Below are 17,080 nucleotides of genomic sequence, written 5' to 3' on the forward strand. Positions count from 1 at the left end.
TGGTTAAGGCTGATATCGAGCAACAATGCCGGGTATCAGCCAAGCGTAAGCGTTAACGGTTATCGACCAAAAGTTACACCGTGGACTTATACCAAGGCAGAATTACTGATGGGTAGGTTTGTCTAGGTTTTTAGAAGCGGATATGTCTAAGCTGATATTGGTAATGCTATTGGAATTGCAGTCATTGAGAGGTCAACGTAATGGATGCGAGTGAATTGATGCAGCGATACGCAGATGAAGAACGGGATTTTGCTCAAGTTGATCTGAGTCAAGCTAATTTGAGTGAGGCAATCCTGAATCAGATTAATCTCAGTGGTGCTAATCTGAGTAAAACTAATTTCCATAAAGCCCATCTTGTCGATGCGAATCTGAGTAATGCCGACTTGAGTACCGCCTATCTCACAGAAACTCAACTTCAAGGTGCTAATCTGCAAGCGACAAACTTGCATAAAGCCGATTTAGGCAGAGCTAATCTCAAATCTGCCAACTTAACCAATGCAGAGTTGGACGGTGCTAATTTACGTAGTGCCACTATGCCTGATGGCACAATTTCGGACTAGATAGCTATTGGGGTATTTTAGGGAAGGGAAAACTATGGCAAATCAGAATTTTCGTGTAGTCGGCTACATTAGTCCAGTCACATACAGCAAACTCAAGGAGTTTATGGAGGCTCAGGCGTTAACTGAAGCCGAAGCGATCGATAAGATTTTATCAACCTATTTGGGGACAACTCCCCTACCTAAACCTGCCAATGGTTTCGAGACAAAAGGTAGCAGTATTACAGCAGAATCATCCCCACCTGTGTCCCCATCAGCGATTCCTAAAGATAAAAGCCTGACTCAGAACCAATTAGCCGAACGCCTGAAGTGCGATACGAGGAAGTTAACCGACATCCGAGGCTACCCTGTGGTTTTATCTGACTACACCAGAACTCGTGATCCACAGGGAATCGCGTGGGAGTATGAAGCTGAATTTGATCGCTATTTCCCTCTGGAACAATGAATAATTAGGGACTGCTGAATAAGTCTTGCGGTGGGGAGAGGCAATAGGGAATAGGCTTTCTTGCAATGGTTTCAACCCTCCATTAAGGTAAAATTCGGCGCTACAGTTGTTGCTCGGTTAATAATGTATTTACCCAAACGTGATCATCTGCTAATAATGGCGGTACAGGTTCTTGAGTATAATCGATGGCTAAATCATAACTGGCTTGGTCGTACACATTATTCAACAATACCTGTAAGTCTACGAATGGTTCGCGATCGCCCGACTTCAAGGGTAAGGGAAATGAGGGAATCGGATCTCGTAGATTAAAGGCATACAAATCAGCTTGAGGACGACGATCTCCTCGACTGACTAAAATTCGATAATGAGTTTGACTATTGCTATGATAAATTGGCAAAGGTTTTCCTTTACGCAGTAAATCGATTTCCACTAAATGAGTTGAACTGCCAAAGATTTTATTGCGTTTAGTTTCATAGTCTTGGCGACCTTCTCCAGCACGTTTATTAATTGGAGAGAGGATTTCAATGACGGTTACGACTTCACCTGTGGCGACTTCTCGTACTTCTAAATAACCTTGTTTAATGGTTTCAGGTACGGGAACTTGTACGGTCTGGGGTTGAGGTGGGGATGGGGCGACAGCAACATTGGTCATTGGCTGTTCAGTTGTCGTCTGTGAACCTTTGACTGTTAAATCGGGAATACCAACCAAGAGTGATTGTTCGCCAATGGTTTCATACAGACGCACTTCAACCGCAACTCTGTATTTGGGACGTAGTTGAGGAGACAGGAACTTAGTCAGTTCACTAATTAGTAATAAATGTATTCCGGGCCAGATTTCTGGGTGTTCTAGGTAAGGGTTCATCCCAGGAAAAGGGTTTGGCATAAAAATCCTCCCTCGGCGTTCGATTCTTGTTGCTTAGATTTTATCGTCGTTTTGTCCTAGTGGCGTGGCACACCTAAAATGGTAGATTAGAATTGTAGGGGCGCAAGGACTTGCGCCCGATTCAATGGTCAAATCTATTCCACAATTTTAGCTGTGTCAGTCCACTAGCGTTGGGAATTCGCGGAATCAGACAGGTGTTTTAGAATGTCGCTGACTTAAGGCTGGTGGGCAATGCCCACCCTACGGTTTCTACGGTTTCTGGATGTAATGCCAATCTATACACCCTACACCCTACACCCTACACCCTACACCCAGTAGTACCTTCAAGTTCCTTGTCACCCCCTCAGGTGCTTATCAGCAAAGACGGGAAAACGCACGGTAAATGTGGCACCTTGACCTGATCCGGGACTTTCTGCCCACACGGTACCGCCTTGTAGTTCCACTAGGTAACGCACGATCGCTAATCCCATGCCAATACCGCCGTGCGATCGCGTCAGTGAACCATCCTCCTGACGGAAGCGATCAAAGACAAAGGGGAGAAAATCGCCATGAATCCCAATCCCGGTATCACTTACCTGGATTTGTGCCTGATCCTCAATCTGTTCTAAACGAACCTGAATCTGTCCCTCTTTGGGTGTGAATTTGACCGCATTGGAGAGTAAGTTCCAGACAATTTGTTGTAAGCGGCTGGCATCTCCTAATATGGGAGCAACTGAAGCATCTAAGTGCGTCTCGATTTGCAATGTCTTTGCCTCAGCCGCCACCCGGATAGACGCAATTGCCCGTTCGATAATTGGCATTAGTTCCACCGACGCAACATTCAGCGTCAGTTCTCCGGTGATAATATCCGACATATCCAGGACATCTTCAATCAGTTGCGCCAAGGATTGAGTATTGCGAGAAATCGTCTCCAGCGCCCGCGCCATCTTCTCTTCATTTAAGCGGCGCATGGGTAGAAGCTTGGCTAAACCCAGGATTGAATTCAGGGGGGTGCGGAGTTCGTGGGAAAGGGTTGCCAGAAACTCATCTTTGAGGCGGTTGGCTTGGGCTAATTCCTGGGATTGTCGCTGTAAAATGGCTTCAGATTGTTTGCGATCGCTAATATCGAGAATAAACGCTACCGCTTGGTCTCGCGCCTCACCCAGCAACACATAACCCACCAATACCCAAACGCGAGTCCCGTCTTGGCGAATATATTCTTTTTCATAAGGGATACACCGTCCTTTTTCCTTTGCCTGGACAATGTTCATCTCATCTAAGGGCAGATACTCCGGTGGAGTGATGTCACGCCAGCGCAGTCGCCCTGCTTGCAAATCCTCCCGGCTGTAGCCGACAATATCCAAGAAGGTATCATTGGCGTCTTGGATTCCTCCATAGATGTCGCAAAAGAGAATCCCAATCAAATCCGATTCAGCAAATCGCTGTAACCGTTCTTGGCTGGCTTTCAGCGCTTGCTTGGCTTGAGACGATTCGATGGCAATCTCGGTTAAGTGGGTGAATTGGTCGATTAAATTCCAATCCTCAGCGCTGGGATGGCGGGGTGTGGGATAATACATGGCGAAGGTTCCCAAAACGTCACCATTGCTGGAGTGCAGGGGAATCGACCAACAGGCTGCTAGATTCTCGGATAGGGCAATGTCTTTGTAGTCTGCCCAAAGCGGGCTGCTGGCAATGTCGCAGACAATTACAGGTTCGTCACGATAAGCGGCTGTGCCACAACTTCCCGCACAAGAACCAATCGCTAAACCGTTAGTGACCTGCTGGAAACGTTCGGGTAAACGACTCGCACAACCATAATATAATCTCTGCTTTTGCTCATCTAACAGCAACACTGCACCAATTGACTCATCTGCGTGAGACTCAATCAATTGCGTAATAGTATCGAGGATATCAGACAGGGGAACATTGGTGGCAATTGCTTCCAGAATCTGCTTCTGTCCCTGGAGTAACTCTTCTGCCCGTTTGCGATCGCTAATATCAGTGGCGATGGATATAATGGTACGTCTGCCATCGGCTAATTTTCCTAGAGGGGCGGAACTAAAATCCCAAATTCTCTGGCTACCCTGTTTTGTGGCGATCGCGAATTCTCCGTCATGGATTTTATCATTCAACGCATATAACTGATCAATCTGCTCTCGCACAACCTCTCGACGTTCTCCATAGGCTTTTTCCGTCCAATCTGCCATGGTGGGAATGTCGGCATGAGTATATCCCGTCAATTCCGTCCACATTTGGTTAACTTGCAGCACTTCCCCATCTTCGGCGTGAATAATCAGCGGATAAGGGGCATTAATTACCGCTTGTCGGAATCGTTGTTCACTGTGTCGCAGCGCTTCCTCCATCTGCTGGCGTTCCGTGATATCCATCGACATCCCAGCTAACCAGCGTTGCCCAGAGGCGGTTTTCAAGGGAAACTTATAGGACAGCCAATAGTGAGTGCCATCTGTATTTTCCGTGGTTTCTAGCTGTTCAATCGCGTGATCACCCGCTAACGCCTTGAGATCATTCTCCCGGATTTGTTGCGCGATCGCATCGGAAAAGAAGTCAAAATCGGTTTTTCCCAGCCAATCCATCAAAGGGCGATGCCAGGTTTGTTCCACTATCCGATTAACAAAGATATAGTGTCCTGATTCCTCTTTAATATAAGCAGCTACTGGGCTATAATCCATAAAATTTTGGAACAGTTCCTGACTTTCCCGCAGTTGGGCTTGCGTCTGCTTCTGCTGGTGAATCTCCGTCGCCGTGCCAAACCATTTAATCATTTTACCGTGGCTATCTCTTAGGGGGAAAGCGCGACTCAGATGCCACCGGAATTCCCCATCGGCACGTCTGAGTCGATGCTCACATTCGTATAACTCACCCATTTCTACAGCCTGATTCCAGGCGTCGATTGTCTTTTGTTCATCATCAGGATGCAGGACAGGTTTCCAGCCCCAGCCTTGACCCTGCTGTTGAGAAATGCCACTATATTCAGCCCAACGTTGATTATAATAATCCACTGAACCATTGGATTGAGCCGTCCAGACAATTTGAGGTAGGCTTTCCGCTACCAATTGGAATTTCGCTTCACTTTCTCTTAACGCCTCTTGTCCGCATGTCACTTGCTCTCGGGCAACGGTTAAACCAGAGATTGTGCTACTAATAAATAAGCCCTCTAGGACAAACAAAGATAAGCGCAGGGTTTGTCCTAAACTATCAACCACACAAGAATAGGTTGGCGATAAAAACAGATAACCGCCGCTTAACGCCGCCAAAACTGTTGCCAAGATTCCCGCCCCCCTGCCACCATACCAGGCACTCACCATCACGGCGGCTAAAAATAGCAAAAATGGGCTTTCTAGTTCCCACAAAGGTGTCAGGAATAGTTGCAGAGAAAGGGCGATGGCGATGGCGAATAGGGAAACACTGTAACGCCACCCAAGGTGACAAAGGGGTTTAATTCTGATTGTCCTATTCATCGAATCCGTTGAGGAAATCTCCAGTGCTAGCCGTTCTTGCCGCTAACTGAACAATAACCTTCAGTAATTGCTTCGGTTCAATCGGCTTAGGGATATGCATTTGGAAGCCTGCTGATAGGGCTTGCAGGCGGTCTTCTTCTCTAGCATAAGCGGTTACAGCCACCGCCGGGATTTGTCCCCCTTGGGCTGACGGTAATGCCCTGATTTGGCGAATCAGCCTGTAGCCATTTCCACCGGGCATACCAATATCACTGAGTAGCAGATCATAGTTCATTTGTTGTAGCCTTTTGAGCGCTTCAGTTGCGGATGCTGTGGCAGTTGCCATTGCCCCGTACTGTTCCAAAATGGCGATTAAGAATTCACGGGCATCGGCATCATCATCGACCACTAAAACCCTTATCCGACTTAAGATAGATGCATCAAAGGTCAGAGATGAGTTAATTCCATCGTCGGCAGTTATTTTTTTGTCGTCATCGTCCAAAAGAGGTAGTTTAACAATAAACGTCGTCCCTTGTCCTTCTCCGGGGCTTTCGGCATGAATCGTACCGCCTTGCAATTGCACCAGATTTTGGGCGATCGCTAATCCTAATCCTAAACCGATTTGTTTTCTAGCGGTGGTGCTATCGGCTTGGCGGAAGCTTTCAAAAATATGAGGTAGAAACTCTGGATTAATTCCTTTCCCTGTATCCTTAACCCGGATTTGGGCAAAGTGATCCACGGGTTCTAAATAAATCTCCACTCGTCCCCCGGCTGGGGTAAACTTCACCGCATTGGAGAGTAGATTCCAAATCACTTGCTGTAAGCGGTTGGCGTCACCCGAAACCCAAGCCACAGCCGCATCTAACCGGGAGTCAAGTTGAATCTGTTTATCCGTCGCCAGGGGATGCACCGTATCCAGCGCCGCTTCAATCACAGAAACCAGATTCGTGGGACAGATATTCAGGCGAATGTTACCCCGAATAATCCGGGAAATATCCAGTAAATCGTCAATCAGTTGGGCTTGGGCTTGGGCGTTGCGTTCAATTGTCTCTAGGGCGCGATTCGTCTTTTGTTCATCCAACTGGCGGATGCGGAGTAACTTTGCCCAACCCAAAATCGCATTGAGGGGCGATCGCAATTCGTGAGATACTATGGCTAAAAACTCATCCTTGGTGCGACTCGCCGCTTCCGCCACCGCACGGGCTTCCTGTGCCTGTACCAGTAGCTGATTGCGTTCAGCTTCTGCAAGTTTAATATCGGTGATATCCCGGGCGATACCCAAGACTGATTCCACCGTGCCATCTTCCGCCAATTCCGGCACCATCCGGGCTTGATAGTATCGAGTTGTATTATCGGGGGTGAGAAAATCAAACTCTGTAATTCGCTCTTTTCCAGTCGCCAATATTTCTCGCAGCGTGGTTTGCCACTGGGTACTTATGGGTTCGGGAATGCCTAACTCCCGATGAGTTTTACCCAAAAAAGCTTGGGCTGATAATCCCGTTACCGCTTCTATGGCTGGGTTGACATACATAAGACGTAACTCTTGATCAATGCGGGAAATAATATCCGGAGAATTTTCCACCAGGGCTTGGAATTCCTGTTGGCGACGATACAGTTCAGCTTGGATTTGCTGGCGTTCTGTCACGTCTCTCCAAGTGGCAATAAACCCATCGCGAAAGGGGGCAATGCAAATATCAAAGACTCGACTCAGGTACTGCTGACCATAGTTATCGGTATACAAAACCGATTCTTTCACTAACGGTTGTCGAGTTTCCACCGCCTGACAGTATTCGGCAAATAGCCCCGTTTCTCGATGGGCGGGGAGGATTTGGCACAATCCCTTACCGATTTGCTTGTCTTGGCTTAAACAGTTACTTTCACAAACCGCCGTATTAACATAGTCGATGCGAAAATCAATAATCTCACCCGATTCATCACGTATGGCGGAGTAAATACCAAAACAGTCCAACATTGTCTCCACCGAGGTGCGGAATAATTCCTCCCGTTCTTGCAGTTGGACTTCGGCTTGTTTACGATCCGTAATATCCAGAACCACACCCATCATGCGGGTGGGTGCGTCATTCTCATCATAAAAAGCACGACCCTTTGCCGCAATCCAGCGTTGTGTGCCATCGCCATGGATAATCCGATAGTCACAGGTATACTCTTGCTTAGTTTGAATGGCATCGGCTACTGTATGATTGACGCGATCGCGATCGTCTGGATGTAGGCAATTGGTAAACACCTGATAATCATAATCCGCCTCGTCCGCTGGCAAACCAAACATCAGCTTACAGGAGTTTGACCAGATAAGTTTTCCGGCTGGCACATCGTAATCCCATATCCCTAACTTTGCCGCATCCAAGGCTAATCGGAGTCGTTCTTCACTCTCCCGCAGCGCCAATTCAGCTTGGGTTAAATCCGTGATATCCCGCGTTATCCATAATACTGATGGAATTGAGCCATCTTGAGTCAACTCCGGAACTAAACGGGCTTCATAGTAACGAGTGACATCATTTTGGTCGAGAAAATCAAATTTAATTGTCGTCGGTTCTCCCGTCGCGAAAACCGTTTCCAGGGCGCTATCCCAGACATCACACTGCTGGTGAGGCATCCCTAACTCCCGATTTGTTTTGCCGATAAACTCCGCCGCCGCCCGTCCGGTGACGGGTTCTATGGCTGGGCTAACATACAGATGGCGCAATTGACGGTCAAATCGAGCGATAATATCCGGTAAATTCTCGATTAGGGTTTGATACTCCTGTTGGCGGCGATAAAGTTCTGCCTGAATTTGCTGACGTTCTGTAATATCTCTGACTGTAGCCACCACTGTCTCAATCCTACCCTCAGCATTAGCAACGGGTGAGAGAATATATTCATACTGCCGAATTCCCTGCACCGTCGGGAAGCTGATTTCATCCGTCAAGGTTTGTCCGGTTTCAACTACCAGTTGGCGTTGAGCATCATAGGATTCCATCAGGGTTGCAGGTAAACCCAACGCTTGCCAGGTTTTCCCCACCATATCACTGGGCTGTCGTCCTAACGCTTTAGCGGCTGATCCACTAACGTAGAGGTATTTGCCGTGACGATCATACAGGTAAATGTGATCCACAGACGCGCTGAGAATACCCTGTAATAGTCCCACCTGCTGCTGTACCTGGTTTGCCAGGTGTTGCCGTTCAGCTTCAACCTGCTTACATTCTGTGATATCCCGCCAAGTAGCGATAAAGCCATCTCCTAACTTCGTCGCCCGGATATCATAAGCACGAGACAGGCGTTGTTGACCAAAATTATCTTCGTAAATCAGGGATTCTTTAATTAGGGGTTCACCCGTTTCCACCACCTGACAGTAGTCCGCAAATAGCCCAGTTTCCCGATGCGCCGGGAAGAGGTGGCATAACGACTGACCAATTTGCTCTTGTTTACTTAAAAAATTATCACGACAAGCGGCAGCATTAACATAATCGATGCGAAAATCGACAACTTCACCCGATTCATCGCGGATTGCGGTATAAATACCAAAACAATCCAGCATATTTTCCACAGAGGTGCGAAATCGTTCTTCACTCTGCCGCAATTTTTGGTTAAATTCTTGTAAGCGAGTATAGGCTTTGGTTAATAACTCATTGAGTTGAGCGCGAGTGAGAGAGTTGCTATCTGCCGCAGGTTTAGCGGTAACGGTTTCCGGTTGTGCGATCGCCGCTCCTAGGAGTAAACTGACAATACCTTGCGTCAGTAGACTCAGTTGGTGTAGTGATAAAATGTCGGCGGAAATGGGTAATGGGGAAAAGGAGAGGGCGCTAGGATAAAAAATCAGGTAGTCTAATAGCGTCACCGCCATAGAAAAGCTGACCAAAAGCATTCCACCCATCGCACCAAAACGGATAGCTGCCCAGAGACTCGGCAGAAAACCAATAAACAATAATCGCTCGAATGTCAAGCTATAATCCTGAGTTGCCCAAACGGTGAGGGTAGCGATACAGGTACTCAAGCACCCCAGTGCCAGGAGTTCCAGCCATTGATGCAGCGAGAGGCTCCAAACCGAGGAATTTTCTTGGTCTGAAATAGCAAGCCAACCTTGATTTTGCCAGAATCGGGTGAGAAATAAAAGAGCCGTTGGCGCTACGGCGAGGATACCAATTGCCTGCCCTAACCAGTTGTATGATAAGTGTTGGAGTAGAGTAGATGGCATTATTTTACCCCAAGCCAGCAACCCTAGACTGTGAACCGTGGCGCAAGTGCAAGAAGCGGCGAGAATCGCACTGGCAATAAAGACAACAGCATCAGTGAAGCGTTTGAGTGACAGCGAACCTTGCCAGAGTTTGCGATAAAGAAGCCAAGTTATCAGTGGGACTATTATATCGGTGAATCTCAGTAATCCCATCCAATCACCACGTCCCCAAAACGGGGCGATGACGAATGAGGTGATTCCGGTTAAGATAAGTCCTATCCATTCAAACCAGAACGTCAGTGCGATCGCGACTCCGGAAGGGAAAAACCACAGCGATAGTCCCGGTTGCACCTGACACAGAAGTGCCAACCCATGAGCTAAAATTAGGGCGAATCCGGATAAGACAATGACAAGCCACCAGCGCTGGCGAGTCAAGGGCGTAGAGTTGGGAGCCAAACGCATAGAGCAACTTTCCTCAGACTTGCCATAATCTGTTTATTTTAATCCTAAAACCGATCTTAAGGGATGAGGGAGACATCCCCTAGCCAATCTCTGATATCATGTCCGGTTGAATACCACCCTCTAGGGTAGAAGGCACAAGGGAAAGATTACAAAAAGGGATTTGGGAGTAAGGCGCGATCGCTCTTAGTGTGCTAAACTGTCAGTTTTAATGAATCAGAAAGCCTACCACACAAGGACTGTAGACTTTAAGCGCCTCAAAACAAATTGAAATTCGGGTAAAAATGGTTAAAGCTATTGCTGTCCAATATTCTGGCAAATCAAACTAACAATTTAGCACACTAACTACGGAAGACCCAGATTTGAAAACTTTCTAAGGCTGTCCTCTGGCTTAGAATTGAATATATTGTCATACCTTAATTGTACTCGATAAATCCATGGCAACCAATCTTGAAATTGACGAAAAGCTTCTTGAAGAAGCACTTTCATTGTGCGAGCATTCAACAGCAGATCTGTTGATTGAAGCAGCTTTACGAGAATACATTCAACGTCGCAAACAACTGAAAGTTTTGGATTTATTTGGAACGATCGACTATGAAGAAGATTATGATTACAAGCAACAAAGACAAACAAGATGAGCGTTATTGTTGACACCTCCGTTTGGTCACTTGCATTACGGCGCAACACACCAAACGATGGAACTCCTATTGTTAATGTGCTGCGAGATTTGATTGCAGATGGACGGGTTGTTTTACTGGGGGCAATTCGTCAGGAAGTGCTTTCTGGGATTCGCTACACAGAACAGTTCGTTAAATTACGAGACTATCTTCGTGCGTTTCCAGACTTAGAGATAACCACTAATGACTATGAACTAGCCGCAGAATTTTTTAACACCTGTCGTCGTAATGGTATTCAGGGTTCAAATACTGATTTTCTCATCTGTGCAGTCGCTCATAATCGTGGATACAGTATTTTTACTACTGATAAAGATTTTGAAAATTTTCGGTCGTATATTCCAGTATTATTGCTATAAATTTGTTTAATATTTTTACAAGTTCAGATGGTTTGCGGCTTTTCAAAAATTGCTAATGCTAACCTGTTTAATCATGTTTTAAGTAGTCGGACAAAAGAAAACGGTACTGTATTAATTTTTGTAAATCAATTTCAAGCCTTTACTGTTCCCTGTTCCCTGTTCCCTAATCTCAACCGTTTACGTTAATTGTGTCCACCTACTTATGATTGACAAATTAGGCGATAAAATTGATGCATAGATAAGTTCGTTTAGGCTCTGTTTTCATAGAGCATACGGCGACTAAAGGATTGTATGATTTCGCTTTCAAATAATAACGGAGTGGGATCGAATTCTGACAGTTGAGCCTCTGTTAATGGATTCTGATGTCTATTTATAGCTCTAAATGCATCTATCATCCCATGAATCTGCTCGATTTGTTCAGGAGTGAGTCCGGTAACATCAAGAGTTTTAGCCATTTGGGGTTACGATTAGGAGTTGTAGATATTTTAGCTAAACTTTTTCGGTTGAGTAAGGCTTTGAGTTTCTCAGATAGTTTGTTGCAGCCAGTTGAGGCTAGTTTGCACAAGGTAAAGTTCATGGGGAAATAAGGTAGGAAGGGTGACGTAAGATGCGTCGGTGATCAGGTAGATTGTACTGTAGAAGCAAGTAATCTCTTTTTTGCCATGGCGACTAGAAGTCGCTGCTACACAAACAAAGTCCGCCTGCGCGGACTAGATTATAAAGGGAGTAGTCAACCTTTCCGCTAACAAAACCGTACCGTGAATTGAACCAGCGATTACTCAACATTTAAATGCCAGAGTTTCACTTTATTAGATTGATAAATTACAGGCGTTATCCGGTAAGCATATTTTTGTTGAATCGCTTCTATTGAATCTGGAGTAACATTGTAGAAAAAATAGTCACTAAAATTATCCGGAAGCGTAGGTACATCTTGTGTTTTATCAATAAACTGAAATTTAACGTCGGCTTCAAGAAGATAGCTCAGCGAAATTACATGTTGCCAAGTATACTCGCTATCTTGATTAAAAAGAATAACCAAAATCCAGGGGACAAAAAATATGCATCCAATGCTAATCGCCAACAAATATTCTTTAACTGTCTTAGTCCATCGGAAGCGTTCAAGACAAAACACATAGATTCCTTGTCCAAGGGATACAAAGCAAGAATAGAGAAATGTATAAAACCCTAGTGCTGTCGTTACAGAATAAATACTCCAACTCCGTGTATTTTTAAGTCGCAAAGCTCGGAGTAACGCCCAACTTGATAGTACAATAATCAATGTCCATAAGCTGTAAGGTCTTGCCTCCTGTGCATAGAGTACATGGAAAGGTGAAATAGCGGTTAGAGCGATGGCGATCATTCCCACAAGCGATGAATTAAACAACTCTAGACAGAGTAAATAAATAAAAGGAAATGTCAGTAAACTACAGAAAACCGAGAATTTGATTTTGCTTAAGTTGCATGTGCGGCTTTGACTAAGACAATGAGGCAAATTTACCATACTATTGAAGACTAGAGAAGTTCCAGACCAAAATTCGTGATTCAGAAGGGATAGCGTGGGGATACAATGGAGGTAGGTTTCGCTGAGTTGGGGAAAGCAGGAGTTGGGTAATGTTGATGATTGAGGTGTTGTTATGCCATGATTAATTCAAGAATCGATAGGTGTTAGAGTTCGTTCCTTCAAGCCATTTTAAAACAGAGGCTATTCTCGTTCCGAAGACGCTACGCGATCGCAGGTCACACCTGACACGCTACTCTATAATTGTCAAAACTACAAATAGGAAACAACAATGTCAACCATTTATCGTTTTAAAGCAAACGAAATCGATCGTGATTTCTTGGAAGAAATCAAAGCGACATTTGGAGATAAAGAAGTTGAAATTATTGTTTCAGGATTTGATGAAACCGAGTATCTTTTAAAATCAGAAGCCAACAAAACTAGGCTTTTAGGAGCTATTAAAAATGTTAGAGAACGGAAAAATATAGTTGAAGTTAAGTTACAAGATTTGCCATGAGCAGTAATTATACTAAATCCAGGTTTTCCACCCCAGCTATAATAAGTCAGTCCGCGTAGGCGGACTTTGTTTGTGTAGCAGCGATTTCAATCGCCGTGGCTTTAATCTTCTAGCTTCAATCTTCTAACGGAGTCATTAATTGCAGCGTCACTTCCCGAACGGCGGGTGGTAAAATAAATCGACCCTCCGACTTCTCCACCAGCGATCGCTGACTCAGAGAACCCAGCGCCCGAATCACTTCCTGGGGCGATGTGTCACTAAAATGCTGTTGCAATGCTTTAAACGAAATCGCCTCTTTTTGGTGAGCCAGATAAACCAATAGTCTTTCTTCTAATTCCGATAAGCGGTCTAAAACTTCCTCAATAAAATCACTAATATCATGAGTAAACAACGTCGTCGATAAAAAATCCGTCACGTCACCATCAAAAACTTCCTTAATCGTCGTCGCCACCAACTTGAGCATAAACGGATTACCGCGATACCCTTGAATTAACGGTTGCCATTTTTTCTCCCCGGATAATCCTTTTTCCTTTAAAATTAATCGGGCTGCGTCTCCCAATCCCTCTAACTTAAAGGAACGAACGGGTGATGTCTCACCTTCCAATAACGAAATTTCATTCAGTTTTTCCTGAGAGGTAATTAATACACAGCTTTGGTGCGGTTCTTCTCCTAAACGTCGGAAAAAATCACTATACCCTTCATAGCCTTCTCGGTAAATCCCGGCTAGTTTCCCACTTTGTAAAATCGACTCCACACCATCCAAAATAACCAAACAACGATGCTGTCGAAAATAGTCAATCAACCAGGAAATGCGCTGATCAGGGGTTTTGGGTATTACCGTTTCCGGTTGCTGGGACAAGTCTGGAATTAAGGCGGCGAGAAGATCAGACACAGAAGGGGCTTGACGCAGCGATCGCCAAAAGACAACCTCAAACTCATCCTGTAACTGTTTCGCCAACTTCACCGATAACGCCGTTTTACCAATACCACTCATCCCCAACAGCGCCACTAAGCGACAGCGTTCCTGAATAATCCAGCGTTCCAGGGTTTTCAGTTCATCGCCACGCCCGTAGAATACAGAAACATCGGGTGCTTCCCCCCAATCCCGGCGATTTGGCGGCTGGGGTGAGGTAGGGGGACTCTCTGAAACAGGGGGACGGTTTGGGGTAACCCGTTGCTGCTGGAGATACTCTTGATAGCGGTTAATCAGGATTTGTTGCAATTTGGTCAGCTTAACTGGACCTCGACCCGGAATTTTAAACTTTTGGTAGACTTCGCTAAGCCGCTTACGCACAGCATCTCCACTAATCTGAAGGTGAGACGCGATCGCAGCCGTTCCATGACCCTCCATCGCCAGGGACAACACCTCTAATTCCGATTTGGACAGATTGCGTTCAGTCGCAATGGTTTTGAGAAAATCCTGAGAAATCACCGTCTGATACTCACACTTATAACCTATTTCATCCTTTAGGTTAACTCATATTCATGAGGAAAAATAGATTTTGCTCACATCAGTCTCTTGAGTACGCCCAAACCGGGGTAGTGGCGTGACCCAGCTAAAATGGTGGGATAGATTGTAGGTTGGGTTGACGCCAGGAAACCCAACGGAGTCTAGGGCTGAAGCCCTTACTACAAGCCAAAGATGACAAAATTTAGGTCAGTCCTGATCAATTAATTTAATTTTTTTGCCACACAACGTTCAAGCAATTCCTCAATACCACGAACCACCCAAATTTTAGTTCCTAACTGATGACTCACCTCAGCCACCGTCATATCATCTAAAAATCGCGTATCATCATGTTTAAGCATGACTGAAGGCAGTAAAATCCCGTCGCCGAAGTCTTTCCCTGACAATTGCTTAAGCAAATCTTGTCCGGTTAACAACCCCGTAACTGTAATTTCTTGTCCCCAATACTCACTCCGTAGCGCTGCTAGTTTGACCTCCAATCCTTCAACTTTATTCAACTGCTGCACTAGCGGGATGAACGCCATTTCCACCGCATTACCGACCACCCAGGTTAATTGTCGCGCAGGTTCTACACGGGTGGGTAACATCCGCGTAGCCGCATCTTGAAATTGTTTAATAAACTGGCGAATTGAACCCACACCATTACCAATTTGGGGATAATCTTCGTAATGAGATTCTGGCGGTAATTCCTGTTGGGCGATTAAAAACCACTCATCGGCTAACCACGCAAAGGTAGACCCGAATTGTTGGCGAAATTTTTTTTGTAGCGATTGAACTTGCTGGATAACTTCTGCCGCTTTCTCGCGACTAACCGGGATTAATTCATCCTCTGACGGACGAAAGCGAGTTAATCCCACAGGAACAACAGCGACTGAAGCCACAGCCGGGATTTCATTCTGTTGAAATTGGGCTAAATCGTTGAGGGTTCGTTCTAAGTGAATGCCATCATTAATACCGGGACAAACCACAACTTGAGCATGAATTTGCAGTCTCCGTTCCTGAAACCATTGCAACTGATCTAAAATCTGTCCAGCACGCGGATTTTTGAGGAGTCGGCTGCGAACCTCCGGTTCCGTGGCGTGGATGGACACATACAACGGAGATAGACGCAGGCGTTCGATCCGATTCCATTCGCTTTGAGTGAGGTTAGTCAGAGTTAAGTATGAACCATAGAGGAAACTGAGGCGATAGTCATCATCTTTGAGATATAAACTCTGTCGTTTTCCGGGAGGTTGTTGGTCAATGAAGCAAAAAGGACAGCGATTATTACACTGAATTAAGCCATCAAATAAGGCGGTGGCAAATTCTAAGCCTAAATCCTCGTCGTAGTCTTTCTCAATTTCTACAGAATGGATGTTTCCCGCCGCATCTCGAACTTCTAATTCTAGGAGTTCATCGGCACAGAGAAATTGATAGTCGATTAAGTCGCGGGGAGGTGTACCATTAATAGAGATAATGGCATCACCGGGTTCAAACCCCACCTCAGCCGCGATGGAGTTGGGGATGACGTTGTTAATTAAAGCTGGACGGATAGAGGTTTCACTCATGGGAAAGGCAACAGGGAACAGGGAACAGGGAATTCAAAATTCTAGTTCTTGAACGCCATTGGGTGTAATTTCATACCCCCACTCTGGATGCTGGAAAATTGCCCGTTCTATTTCGGGTCTGAGAATCGGATCTGCCATGAGTTGGGCAATGGTTGTGAGATCGGGGCGTTGATCATAGAGACGCAGACGACGCAAGGGTTTAAATCGGGGTGATGGTTTAGAGGGATGACAAGAACGTTTCACCAAATCACACAATCGGCGGTAATTCTCTTGTCGTTCTTCTAGAGTCTGTCCCGTATCAAAATCAGCCGCCGTGAATACAGGTAAGTCGGGGGGATTGGCAATGTTTCGCGGTTTCCAATTGTAGCGTAGGGCTTTGATGAGAAACTCATTCGGCTGTTCTAGTTGTCCCTTGGCGCAATATTCCATAAAGGCTTGAATCGACGGTTCTAAATTGTGGGCATAGTTGTAGATCGTTTCTTTTAGATGTTCATCATCGAATTTAACACCTAACTTTTCTAACTTGATTTTGTATTGCAGAATGATATTGATGTGACCGGGATCAAGTTCCAGAAAGTCCATCTGATGATTTTTCGCCTAGACGCCCACTTCTGATCATACATAGGGTCTGCTGAAAGAGAGGGAATAGGGAACACGTTATTTAGGGTAGGGGCGTGGCACACCTTATTTGATGAATTAGAATTACGCCCGGAAACCGTAGGGGCGCAAAGACTTGCGCCCGATTCAATGGTCAAATCTAATCCACCATTTTAGCTGTGCCACGCCAGTAGGGGCACGATAATGCCATTTAGGGTAGGGGCACGATAATATCCATTGGTGTCAACTTAAGGTGAAAAGCACGACTGGTAAGCTTTTCACCCTCATCCCCTAACCCCAACTCCGGACCCCCCTCGTTCCCCCCTACTGACAGGTGTAGGTTTTTTATTTTATGGTTGGGACAAGACAAGGAGGGCAAGGGGGACAAGAGGACAAGGGAGGAAAACCGTACAGAATCTTGTTCGGTCAAGCTAACTTCTAAAAGCCGAAACGCCCTATTTTTCGTTC

General features: G+C 45.6%; 14 protein-coding genes. 5 read left to right on the forward strand and 9 right to left on the reverse strand.

From position 1 onward, the window contains the following. The first annotated feature begins 200 nt into the window (after window positions 1-200). Window positions 201-560 carry a pentapeptide repeat-containing protein gene (locus RIE73_RS04085; RefSeq protein WP_446399974.1) on the forward strand — a complete coding sequence of 120 codons (360 nt, stop codon included), beginning with the start codon at window positions 201-203 and terminating at the stop codon, window positions 558-560. Between the two features lie 34 nt (window positions 561-594). Further along, a complete protein-coding gene (locus tag RIE73_RS04090; protein ID WP_446399975.1) occupies window positions 595-1,002 on the forward strand; it encodes a hypothetical protein in 408 nt (135 codons plus the stop codon). A gap of 100 nt (window positions 1,003-1,102) precedes the next feature. Here the strand turns inward: RIE73_RS04090 and RIE73_RS04095 are convergent, their stop codons facing one another. From RIE73_RS04095 to RIE73_RS04105, 3 genes are all read right to left on the reverse strand, one after another. Beyond that, window positions 1,103-1,885 carry a DUF4058 family protein gene (locus tag RIE73_RS04095; RefSeq protein WP_446399976.1) on the reverse strand — a complete coding sequence of 261 codons (783 nt, stop codon included), beginning with the start codon at window positions 1,883-1,885 and terminating at the stop codon, window positions 1,103-1,105. Between the two features lie 335 nt (window positions 1,886-2,220). Continuing rightward, window positions 2,221-5,343, reverse strand: a complete 3,123-nt coding sequence (locus RIE73_RS04100) for a PAS domain S-box protein (protein WP_446399977.1) — start codon at window positions 5,341-5,343, stop codon at window positions 2,221-2,223. Beyond that, a complete protein-coding gene (locus RIE73_RS04105; protein ID WP_446399978.1) occupies window positions 5,336-9,955 on the reverse strand; it encodes a PAS domain S-box protein in 4,620 nt (1,539 codons plus the stop codon). The genes RIE73_RS04100 and RIE73_RS04105 overlap by 8 nt, the downstream gene beginning before the upstream one ends. A 434-nt stretch (window positions 9,956-10,389) precedes the next feature. On the opposite strand from RIE73_RS04105, the gene RIE73_RS04110 reads away from it, so the two are divergent. Next, window positions 10,390-10,590 carry a type II toxin-antitoxin system VapB family antitoxin gene (locus RIE73_RS04110; protein ID WP_446399979.1) on the forward strand — a complete coding sequence of 67 codons (201 nt, stop codon included), beginning with the start codon at window positions 10,390-10,392 and terminating at the stop codon, window positions 10,588-10,590. Then, window positions 10,587-10,985, forward strand: a complete 399-nt coding sequence (vapC, locus tag RIE73_RS04115) for a type II toxin-antitoxin system VapC family toxin (protein ID WP_446399980.1) — start codon at window positions 10,587-10,589, stop codon at window positions 10,983-10,985. The genes RIE73_RS04110 and vapC overlap by 4 nt, the downstream gene beginning before the upstream one ends. Before the next feature lie 248 nt (window positions 10,986-11,233). Here the strand turns inward: vapC and RIE73_RS04120 are convergent, their stop codons facing one another. Both RIE73_RS04120 and RIE73_RS04125 read right to left on the reverse strand, forming a co-directional pair. After that, window positions 11,234-11,440: a hypothetical protein gene (locus RIE73_RS04120; protein ID WP_446399981.1), complete on the reverse strand. Its 207-nt coding sequence runs from the start codon at window positions 11,438-11,440 to the stop codon at window positions 11,234-11,236. 320 nt (window positions 11,441-11,760) lie between these two features. Next, window positions 11,761-12,486: a glycosyltransferase family 39 protein gene (locus tag RIE73_RS04125; RefSeq protein WP_446399982.1), complete on the reverse strand. Its 726-nt coding sequence runs from the start codon at window positions 12,484-12,486 to the stop codon at window positions 11,761-11,763. A 289-nt stretch (window positions 12,487-12,775) separates the two neighbouring features. Here RIE73_RS04125 and RIE73_RS04130 point away from each other — a divergent pair, with 289 nt between their 5' ends. Next, complete coding sequence (locus RIE73_RS04130; protein WP_446399983.1) at window positions 12,776-13,000, forward strand: hypothetical protein; 225 nt, start codon at window positions 12,776-12,778, stop codon at window positions 12,998-13,000. Window positions 13,001-13,115: 115 nt separating this feature from the next. Here RIE73_RS04130 and RIE73_RS04135 read toward each other — a convergent pair whose 3' ends face one another. The 4 genes from RIE73_RS04135 to RIE73_RS04150 form a co-directional block, all read right to left on the reverse strand. Further along, window positions 13,116-14,432 carry an NB-ARC domain-containing protein gene (locus RIE73_RS04135; protein ID WP_446399984.1) on the reverse strand — a complete coding sequence of 439 codons (1,317 nt, stop codon included), beginning with the start codon at window positions 14,430-14,432 and terminating at the stop codon, window positions 13,116-13,118. A 239-nt stretch (window positions 14,433-14,671) separates the two neighbouring features. Next, complete coding sequence (locus RIE73_RS04140; protein ID WP_446399985.1) at window positions 14,672-16,015, reverse strand: TIGR03279 family radical SAM protein; 1,344 nt, start codon at window positions 16,013-16,015, stop codon at window positions 14,672-14,674. A gap of 33 nt (window positions 16,016-16,048) precedes the next feature. Next, window positions 16,049-16,597: a hypothetical protein gene (locus tag RIE73_RS04145; protein WP_446399986.1), complete on the reverse strand. Its 549-nt coding sequence runs from the start codon at window positions 16,595-16,597 to the stop codon at window positions 16,049-16,051. Between the two features lie 226 nt (window positions 16,598-16,823). After that, a partial coding sequence (locus RIE73_RS04150; protein WP_446399987.1) for a hypothetical protein occupies window positions 16,824-17,080 on the reverse strand: 257 nt, incomplete at its 5' end.

Source organism: Coleofasciculus sp. C1-SOL-03 (assembly GCF_040220555.1).
Taxonomy (GTDB): Bacteria; Cyanobacteriota; Cyanobacteriia; order Cyanobacteriales; family Coleofasciculaceae; genus Coleofasciculus.

Bases quoted from the DNA above. Each gene is read 5' to 3' on its own strand.
- RIE73_RS04085 (WP_446399974.1), top strand. From the start codon at position 201: ATGGATGCGAGTGAATTGATGCAGCGATACGCAGATGAAGAACGGGAT.
- RIE73_RS04090 (WP_446399975.1), top strand. From the start codon at position 595: ATGGCAAATCAGAATTTTCGTGTAGTCGGCTACATTAGTCCAGTCACA.
- RIE73_RS04095 (WP_446399976.1), bottom strand. From the start codon at position 1,885: ATGCCAAACCCTTTTCCTGGGATGAACCCTTACCTAGAACACCCAGAA.
- RIE73_RS04100 (WP_446399977.1), bottom strand. From the start codon at position 5,343: ATGAATAGGACAATCAGAATTAAACCCCTTTGTCACCTTGGGTGGCGT.
- RIE73_RS04105 (WP_446399978.1), bottom strand. From the start codon at position 9,955: ATGCGTTTGGCTCCCAACTCTACGCCCTTGACTCGCCAGCGCTGGTGG.
- RIE73_RS04110 (WP_446399979.1), top strand. From the start codon at position 10,390: ATGGCAACCAATCTTGAAATTGACGAAAAGCTTCTTGAAGAAGCACTT.
- vapC (WP_446399980.1), top strand. From the start codon at position 10,587: ATGAGCGTTATTGTTGACACCTCCGTTTGGTCACTTGCATTACGGCGC.
- RIE73_RS04120 (WP_446399981.1), bottom strand. From the start codon at position 11,440: ATGGCTAAAACTCTTGATGTTACCGGACTCACTCCTGAACAAATCGAG.
- RIE73_RS04125 (WP_446399982.1), bottom strand. From the start codon at position 12,486: ATGGTAAATTTGCCTCATTGTCTTAGTCAAAGCCGCACATGCAACTTA.
- RIE73_RS04130 (WP_446399983.1), top strand. From the start codon at position 12,776: ATGTCAACCATTTATCGTTTTAAAGCAAACGAAATCGATCGTGATTTC.
- RIE73_RS04140 (WP_446399985.1), bottom strand. From the start codon at position 16,015: ATGAGTGAAACCTCTATCCGTCCAGCTTTAATTAACAACGTCATCCCC.
- RIE73_RS04145 (WP_446399986.1), bottom strand. From the start codon at position 16,597: ATGGACTTTCTGGAACTTGATCCCGGTCACATCAATATCATTCTGCAA.